This is a genomic window from uncultured Methylobacterium sp. (assembly GCF_964244095.1).
Taxonomy (GTDB): Bacteria; Pseudomonadota; Alphaproteobacteria; order Rhizobiales; family Beijerinckiaceae; genus Methylobacterium.
Map to the genome: position 1 here is coordinate 1 of NZ_CAXTHR010000180.1, position 7,757 is coordinate 7,757.

A 7,757-nucleotide genomic window follows, 5' to 3' on the forward strand; every position below is an offset into this window, starting at 1 on the left:
AGCACGATCGACTTCAGCGGGTCGGCGTTGCGCGAGACGATCGACTGCAGCGCCTGCGCCAGGGCTGTCGCCACCACGATCGGGTCGTTGCCGAGATGGGGCTGGGCGGCGTGGATGCCGCGGCCCTTGACGTGGATGTCGAAGAAGTCGGCCGCGGCCATGATCGGGCCGGGGCGCAGCTTGATCGTGCCGTGCGGGCCGCTCGGCTGGTTGTGCAGGCCGTAGATCTCGTCGCAGGGGAACTTCTGGAACAGCCCGTCGGCGAGCATCGCGCGGGCGCCGCCCAAGCCCTCCTCGGCCGGCTGGAACACGAACACCGCCGTGCCGTCGAAGGCGCGGGTCTCGGCGAGATAGCGCGCGGCGCCGACCAGCATCGCGGTGTGGCCGTCATGCCCGCAGGCGTGCATCTTGCCCGGCACGGTGGAGCGGTAGGGCAGGTTGGTCTCCTCCGCGATCGGCAGGGCGTCCATGTCGGCGCGCAGGCCGATGCGGCGGCCGTTGTCGCTGCGGCCCTTCAGGATGCCGACCACGCCGGTGCGACCGACGTTGCGGTGGACCTCGATGCCGAAGCCTTCGAGCAGGTCTGCGACGATCCCGGAGGTCCGCACCTCCTCGAAGCCGAGCTCGGGATGGGCGTGGAGGTCGCGGCGGAGCGCCGTCAGCTCGTCGGCGTAGGCACTGATGCGATCGATCGGGCTCATGCTCACGATTCTTCCGTGCAAGGTCGCCGGAACGGCGTCAGGGTGTCGAGTTCGCCGACCATCGCCTCGACATGGGCGCGCTCGCGCTGCAAGTAGTCGGCCACCGCCCGGCGCAACGAGGGGTCGGCGATGTCGTGCGCCGAGTGCATCAGCACCGGCCGGTAGCCGCGCGCGAGCTTGTGCTCGCCCTGCGCGCCCGCCTCCACCCGCGTCAGCCCGCGGGCGAGCGCGAAGTCGATCGCCTGATAGTAGCACACCTCGAAATGCAGGAACGGGTGCTCCTCGATGCAGCCCCAGTTGCGCCCGTAGAGCGCGGTGTCGCCGATCAGGTTGATCGCGCCGGCGACGTAGCGGCCCGCGCGCTTGGCCATCACCAGCAGCACGCGGTCGGCCATCCGCTCGGAGAGCAGCGAGAAGAAGCGCCGGTTGAGGTAGGGCCGGCCCCACTTGCGCGCGCCGGTGTCGGCGTAGAACGCGTGGAACGCGTCCCAATGCGCCTCGGTGAGGTCCGAACCGGTCAGGTGCTCGATCGTGATACCGGCGGCCAGCGCGTCGCGCCGCTCGCGCCGGATGCCCTTGCGCTTGCGCGAGGCCAGGGCGCCGAGGAAGTCCTCGAAGGTCCTGTAGCCGGCGTTCTCCCAGTGGAACTGCTGGTCGGTGCGCTGGAGGAAGCCGGCGGCGCCGGCGCGGACCCATTCCGGCTCCTGCATGAAGGTGACGTGGACCGAGGACGCCTTCGTCTCGGCCCGCAGCGCGCGCAGGCCCGCGACGAGCGCGCCCGTGGCGACGTCCGGGTCGGCGCCGGGCGCGATGAGGAAGCGCGGGCCCGTGACGGGCGTGAACGGCACGCTCACCTGGAGCTTCGGGTAGTAGCTCCCGCCGGCGCGCTCGTAGGCGTCGGCCCAGCCGTGGTCGAACACGTACTCGCCCTGGCTGTGCGATTTCAGGTAGCAGGGCGCGACGCCGACGAGCTTGTCGTCCCGCTCCACCGCGACGTGCAGCGGCAGCCAGCCGGTCTTGCGCGAGACGCAGCCGGAATCCTCCAGCGCCGAGAGGAAGGCGTGGCTGACGAACGGGTTGTGGCCCTCGTCGCCGCCGGCCAGCGTCTCGGCGGAGGTGGCGCAGGCATCCCACGCCGCCGCGCCGATCTCCTTCAGGCCGGTCAGGGCCCGGACCCGCAATTCGGTGGCAGCCTCTGGCGGAGAGCCGGGTTTTTCCATGCGCAGCACTCTAGCGACGCGCGACGGGCGGGCAAGCCGCGGCTGTGCACGCCGCCGTCGCAGGGAGCGGCAAGCTCAACACGGACGGGGGCGGCTCCCGCCGCATCATGTTCGACCGCGAACCGCGGGGACATTCAGCACGGCTTGCTCGATAGTACCACGCGGTGATACCTTGGGCGGGAAGGGGAGTGATCAGACCCTGATCCAGAGCTTCGCCGACCCGACGACCGAGGCGGTTTATCGCGGGCGCCGGCCGAAGGGTTTCCCTGCCGCAATCTTCACGGCGGCTCGCCGCAAGCTCGCTTACCTCGATCGAGCGATCGACCTGAACGAGTTGCGCGCCCCGCCCGGCAACAGGCTGCACCCACTTCTCCATGAACGCGCCGGGCAGCATGCGATCCGGGTCAACGATCAGTACCGGATCTGCTTCCGCTGGACCGAGCGCGGTCCGGCCGAAGTCGAGATCGTGGATTATCACTGAGGGACGGCCCATGGACACCGGACTGGAGATCGTGGAGACGCTGCCGCCGCTGCATCCCGGCGAGGTCCTGCGCGAGGAATTTCTGGTTCCGCTCGGCCTGACACCCTACGCGGTCGCGAAGGCGTGCGGTGTGCCCCGCACGCGCGTCGAACGCATCGTCCGGGAGGAGATCGGTATCACGGCCGACACCGCGCTCAGGCTCGGACGCTATTTCGGAACGTCGGCCGAACTCTGGCTCGGTCTGCAGATACGCCACGACATCGAGGTCGTGGAAGCACGATTGGGTGCGACGCTCACCTCGATCACGCCGCTGCCGCGCCGGGCTGCCTGAGCACACGTCCGAGCTTCATGCCAGGAAGCCCTCGAACACCATCTGGTCGGCGTGGTCCGCGGCCAGCCGCCGCTGCGCCTCGGTGCGGACGGTCCAGGCCATCACCGGCAGGTGCCCGAGGACGCGCGCGAGGTGGGTCGCGGCGCAGGGCAGGTCGTCGACCCGCCAGGAGACGAAGTCCGGCCGCGTCTCGCCGATGTGCAGCAGGTCCGAGAGCGCGCGCCGCGCCACGTCGGTAAGCGCCGCGTAGGCCGGGTCGTCCTGGCTCGTCTCGCCGACGATGCCGCGCGGGATCGTGTCCGGGACGAGCCCGCGCAGCGCGGCGACGACCTGCGGATCGAACGACTTCAGCGCCACCGGGCCGTCGTAGCCGGCCGCGATCGCGGCCACCCGCCGCGCGAGCGCGAGGTCGCCGGCAGGGCTCGCCTTGATCTCGACGATCAGCGGCACCCGGCCCGCGATCTCGGCGAGGAAGGCCTGCAGCGTCGGGATCGTCTCGGGCGTGCCGGCGACGGTCAGCCGGCCGAGATCCGCGGCTTTCCGCAAGGCGACCGGAAGGGTCTCGCCCGTCAGCCGGCCGAGGGCGGCATCGTGGAACACCATCGCCTCGCCGTCGGCGCTGATCCGCACGTCGCACTCGATGGCGTAGTCGCCGGCGATCGCCGCGCGGGCGGCCGCGATCGTGTTCTCCGGCCGGCCCGCCGCGCGGTCGTGCAGGCCGCGATGGGCGATCGGCCGCGCGGTGAGCCAGGCGAAGGCGGGCGGTCGCGCCATCACCGCACCTCGAACAGCGCCTCGACCTCGACGGCGGCGTCGAGCGGAAGCTCGGCGACGCCGACCGTCGAGCGCGCGTGGCGCCCGCGGTCGCCGAGCACCGCGACCATCAGGTCGGAGGCGCCGTTCATGATGCCGGCGATGCCGGCAAAGCCCGGCACGCAGTTGATGAAGCCGCCGAGCCGCACGCATTGCACGACGCCGTGATCGAGGTCGCCCACCGCGGCCTCGACCTGCGCCAGGACGTTGAGCGCGCAGAGCCGGGCCGCGGCGATCCCGTCCTCGGCCGAGACCTCGGCGCCGAGCTTGCCCACATGGCCTGAGCCGAGCCTGCCGTCGGCCCCGAGGCAGATCTGGCCGGAGATCACCACGAGGTTGCCGGTGCGCACGAACGGGACGTAGTTCGCCACCGGCGCCGCCGCCTTCGGCAGGACGAGCCCGAGGCCCTCCAGACGGTCCTTGATCGTGCTCATCTCCCGACCCCGCTCATGTCCCGACCCCGCCCGTCACCGGGGCTCCGCGCCCCGGCATCCGCGATGCGCAGATCCTGGAGCACGGGCCGCGCCTCAGAAGCAAGCGCGCGGGCCCGAAAGCGCCCGTTTTCGAGGCATGTCGGGGGCGGCGGGCGGTCCCGTCATTGACAGCACGGCCGCGTTTCATAGTAATCGCGCGCGTGCCGCCCCGGTGACGAGGCGGCACTTTCGTTTTCTCACGCAGGGCTGCGCCCTGCATATGCGTTGTTCAACGCGGGGCCCGCCCCGCACGCCGAGACGGAGACGGGACCCGTGACATCCGCCCTCCTGCCGACCTATGCCCGGGCTCCCATCGCGTTCGAGCGCGGCGAGGGCGCATGGCTGGTGGCGAGCAGCGGCGAGCGATACCTCGATTTCGGCGCCGGCATCGCGGTCAACGCGCTGGGCCACGCCCATCCCCACCTCGTCGCGGCCCTGACGGCGCAGGCGGGCAAGCTCTGGCACACCTCGAACCTGTTCGAGATCCCCGAGGGCGAGCGGCTCGGGCGGCGCCTGGTCGAGGCGACCTTCGCCGACGTCGCCTTCTTCTGCAACTCGGGCGCCGAGGCCAACGAGGCGGCGATCAAGATCGCGCGGAAGTACCACGCCGCCGGCGGCCATCCCGAGCGTTACCGCATCCTCACCTTCGAGGGCGCGTTCCACGGGCGCACGCTGGCGACGCTGGCCGCCGGCGGCCAGCAGAAGTACATCGCGGGCTTCGGCCCGAAGGTCGAGGGCTTCGATCAGGTGCCCTTCGGCGACCACGCGGCGCTCCGCGCCGCGATCGGCCCCGAGACGGCGGCCGTGATGATCGAGCCGATCCAGGGCGAGGGCGGCGTCCGGCCGGTGCCGGCCCAATGCCTGCGGGGCCTGCGCGAACTCTGCGACGAACACGGCCTCCTGCTGATCCTGGACGAGGTCCAGACCGGCGTCGGGCGCACCGGGCGCCTGTTCGCGCACGAGGGGGCGGGCATCGCGCCCGACATCATGAGCGCGGCCAAGGGCATCGGCGGCGGCTTCCCGCTCGGCGTGTGCCTGGCGACCCACGAGGCCGCCCGCGGCATGGTCGCGGGCAGCCACGGAACCACCTTCGGCGGCAATCCGCTCGCCATGGCGGTGGGCAACGCCGTGCTCGACGTGGTGCTGGGCGAGGGCTTCCTCGACCACGTGCGCCGCGTCGCCCTCGTGCTGAAGCAGAAGCTCGCGGCCCTGCGCGACCGCTATCCGCACGTCGTCACGGAGATCCGCGGCGAGGGCCTGATGCTCGGGCTGAAGCTCGGCGTGCCCAACACCGCCTTCGCCGCGGCCGCGCGGGCCGAGCACCTGCTGGTGATCCCGGCCGGCGACAACGTGGTGCGCCTGCTGCCGCCGCTGATCGTCACGGAGGCCGACGTCGCCGAGGCGGTCGAGCGCCTGGAGGCCACGGCGGCCGCGCTCACCGGCGCGCTGCGCGGCGCGGCCGAGTGATCCTCTCCCGGCTCCGCCCGGAGGAGCCGCCGACGAACCCGAGCGTGATGTGTTGAGATGACCGCCCCCATCGACGGCCAGGCCGCCGGCCAAGCGAACGGCGGCGCCGCGACAGTGAAAGGCGGCGCCGCGCCGCGCCACTTCCTCGACCTCAAGGACGTGTCCGGCGCCGACCTGCGCCGGATGCTCGACGCGGCCGCCGCCATGAAGGCCCGCCGCCGCAAGGGCGAGCCGAGCGCCGAGCGCCCGCTCGCCGGCAAGACCCTCGCGATGGTGTTCGACCGGCCCTCGACCCGCACCCGCGTCTCCTTCGACGTGGCGATGCGCGAGCTCGGCGGGGAGACCCTGATGCTCACGGGCGGCGAGATGCAGCTCGGCCGCGGCGAGACCATCGGCGACACCGCGCAGGTGCTCTCGCGCTTCGTCGACGCGATCATGATCCGCATCCTCGATCACGGGCTGATGCTGGACCTGGCCGGGAACGCCACGGTACCGGTGATCAACGCGCTGACCAAGCTCTCGCATCCCTGCCAGGTCATGGCCGACGTGCTGACCTTCGAGGAGCATCGCGGGCCGATCGCGGGTCGCACGGTGGCGTGGTCGGGCGACGCCAACAACGTGCTGGCGAGCTGGGTGCACGCGGCCGCGCGCTTCGCCTTCACCCTCAACGTCGCCTGCCCACCCCGGTTGGCGCCCCCGCCCGCGCTGATGGCCTGGGCGAAGGCCGAGGGCGCACGCGTCACCGTCACCGCCGACGCGTTCGCGGCGGTCGCGGGCGCCGACGCGGTCGTGACCGATTGCTGGGTCTCGATGGGCGACGAGGACGAGAGCCACCGCCACAACCTGCTCAACCCCTACCAGGTCAACGCCGCGCTGATGGCGGCGGCGGCCCCGGACGCGGTGTTCCTGCACTGCCTGCCGGCCCATCGCGGCGAGGAGGTCACCGCCGAGGTGATGGATGGGCCGCAATCGGTGGTGTTCGACGAGGCCGAGAACCGCCTGCACGCCCAGAAAGGCATCCTGGCGTGGTGCCTGCGGGCAGGCGGGCTGTAGCGGGTCGCCAAAAGGATCGCGGCATCCCATATCCGGGCCGGCGCGCGGCTCGCTCTCCCGTGCGGGCGAGGGGTGAGACCGATCCGGAGCGGTCGCGCCCCTCAGCGGCCTCCGTCTCTCCCGGGGCCGCACCCGCGCCCGGGCATCGACCCGCCTGCATCATTCCGGGCAGACCCGGCATCCGCCGCGCGCGACGGGTGCTCTTGCCCCCGCCCTCGCCCCCACGGAGACGCCATGACCGCCGGACGCGACGACACGCCGACCCGGACCATTGGCAACGGCCACGACGGCGCCGACGATTGCGTGCTGCCCTTCGCGGTCGAGGCGCTCGACGTGCGCGGGCGCGTCGTGCGCCTCGGGCCGTCCGTCGACACCATCCTGCGCCGGCACGGCTACCCGGACGCGGTGGCGCGCCTGCTCGGCGAGGCGGCGGCGCTGACCGTGCTGCTCGGCGCGTCGCTGAAGTTCGAGGGCCGGTTCCAGCTCCAGACCAAGACCGACGGCCCGGTCGGGATGATCGTCGTCGACTTCGAGGCGCCCGACCGCCTGCGCGCCACCGCGCGCTTCGAGGCGGATGCGATCGCCGCGCTGGGCGGCGGGCCGCGCAAGGCCGCCGCGCTGATCGGGCGGGGGCACCTTGCCATGACCATCGACCAGGGCTCGGCGGCGAGCCGCTACCAGGGCGTCGTCGCGCTCGACGGCCAGGGCCTGGAGGCGGCGGCGCACCAGTATTTCCGCCAGTCCGAGCAGATCCCGACGCAGGTGCGGCTGGCCGTGGCCGAGGCGTTCGAGGACGGGCGGGGCCGCTGGCGCGCCGGCGGGCTGCTGGTGCAGTTCCTGCCGCAATCGATCGACCGCGCGCGGCTCGCCGACCTGCCGCCGGGCGACATCCCGGAGGGCCACCGCCATCTCGACGCGGACGGCGCGCCGGAGGACGATGCCTGGGTCGAGGCGCGCTCGCTCATCGGTACGGTGGAGGACCACGAACTCGTCGATCCGGCGGTGTCGAGCGAGCGCCTGCTCTACCGCCTGTTCCACGAGCGCGGCGTGCGGGTGTTCGAGCCCCAAGCCGTGCACGAGCGGTGCCGCTGCTCGCCCGAGCGGGTGATGGGCATGATCCGCTCGTTCTCGGGCGACGAGCGCCGCGAGATGGTGACGGATGACGGCCGCATCGCCATCACCTGCGAGTTCTGCTCGCGCCGCTACGACCTCGACCCG

9 protein-coding genes are annotated in these 7,757 nt (G+C 72.4%); 5 read left to right on the forward strand and 4 right to left on the reverse strand.

What is annotated here, in order from left to right; all coding sequences use genetic code 11:
• Together ACFE86_RS20035 and ACFE86_RS20040 are read right to left on the reverse strand one after the other, a co-directional pair.
• On the reverse strand, window positions 1–701 hold a 701-nt coding region (locus ACFE86_RS20035), incomplete at its 3' end, for an amidohydrolase (RefSeq protein WP_375457084.1).
• A gap of 2 nt (window positions 702–703) precedes the next feature.
• Window positions 704–1,921 (reverse strand): GNAT family N-acetyltransferase, encoded by a 1,218-nt coding sequence (locus ACFE86_RS20040; protein ID WP_375457085.1) that lies wholly within the window; start codon window positions 1,919–1,921, stop codon window positions 704–706.
• A 199-nt stretch (window positions 1,922–2,120) separates the two neighbouring features.
• On the opposite strand from ACFE86_RS20040, the gene ACFE86_RS20045 reads away from it, so the two are divergent.
• Together ACFE86_RS20045 and ACFE86_RS20050 are read left to right on the forward strand one after the other, a co-directional pair.
• A complete protein-coding gene (locus ACFE86_RS20045; RefSeq protein ID WP_375457092.1) occupies window positions 2,121–2,402 on the forward strand; it encodes a type II toxin-antitoxin system RelE/ParE family toxin in 282 nt (93 codons plus the stop codon).
• A 10-nt stretch (window positions 2,403–2,412) separates the two neighbouring features.
• Complete coding sequence (locus tag ACFE86_RS20050; RefSeq protein ID WP_375457086.1) at window positions 2,413–2,733, forward strand: HigA family addiction module antitoxin; 321 nt, start codon at window positions 2,413–2,415, stop codon at window positions 2,731–2,733.
• Between the two features lie 15 nt (window positions 2,734–2,748).
• On the opposite strand, the gene ACFE86_RS20055 is transcribed toward ACFE86_RS20050, so the two are convergent.
• Window positions 2,749–3,507: a glycerophosphodiester phosphodiesterase family protein gene (locus ACFE86_RS20055; protein WP_375457087.1), complete on the reverse strand. Its 759-nt coding sequence runs from the start codon at window positions 3,505–3,507 to the stop codon at window positions 2,749–2,751.
• A complete protein-coding gene (locus ACFE86_RS20060) occupies window positions 3,507–3,980 on the reverse strand; it encodes a RidA family protein (protein ID WP_375457088.1) in 474 nt (157 codons plus the stop codon). The genes ACFE86_RS20055 and ACFE86_RS20060 overlap by 1 nt, the downstream gene beginning before the upstream one ends.
• 312 nt (window positions 3,981–4,292) lie before the next feature.
• On the opposite strand from ACFE86_RS20060, the gene ACFE86_RS20065 reads away from it, so the two are divergent.
• The 3 genes from ACFE86_RS20065 to ACFE86_RS20075 form a co-directional block, all read left to right on the forward strand.
• Window positions 4,293–5,486 (forward strand): aspartate aminotransferase family protein, encoded by a 1,194-nt coding sequence (locus tag ACFE86_RS20065; RefSeq protein WP_375457089.1) that lies wholly within the window; start codon window positions 4,293–4,295, stop codon window positions 5,484–5,486.
• A gap of 57 nt (window positions 5,487–5,543) precedes the next feature.
• Entirely contained in the window at window positions 5,544–6,539 is a 996-nt protein-coding gene (argF, locus tag ACFE86_RS20070; RefSeq protein ID WP_375457090.1) for an ornithine carbamoyltransferase, read from the forward strand.
• A 234-nt stretch (window positions 6,540–6,773) separates the two neighbouring features.
• A partial coding sequence (locus tag ACFE86_RS20075) for an Hsp33 family molecular chaperone (RefSeq protein WP_375457091.1) occupies window positions 6,774–7,757 on the forward strand: 984 nt, incomplete at its 3' end.

Bases quoted from the DNA above. Each gene is read 5' to 3' on its own strand.
- ACFE86_RS20040 (WP_375457085.1), bottom strand. From the start codon at position 1,921: ATGGAAAAACCCGGCTCTCCGCCAGAGGCTGCCACCGAATTGCGGGTC.
- ACFE86_RS20050 (WP_375457086.1), top strand. From the start codon at position 2,413: ATGGACACCGGACTGGAGATCGTGGAGACGCTGCCGCCGCTGCATCCC.
- ACFE86_RS20055 (WP_375457087.1), bottom strand. From the start codon at position 3,507: ATGGCGCGACCGCCCGCCTTCGCCTGGCTCACCGCGCGGCCGATCGCC.
- ACFE86_RS20060 (WP_375457088.1), bottom strand. From the start codon at position 3,980: ATGAGCACGATCAAGGACCGTCTGGAGGGCCTCGGGCTCGTCCTGCCG.
- argF (WP_375457090.1), top strand. From the start codon at position 5,544: ATGACCGCCCCCATCGACGGCCAGGCCGCCGGCCAAGCGAACGGCGGC.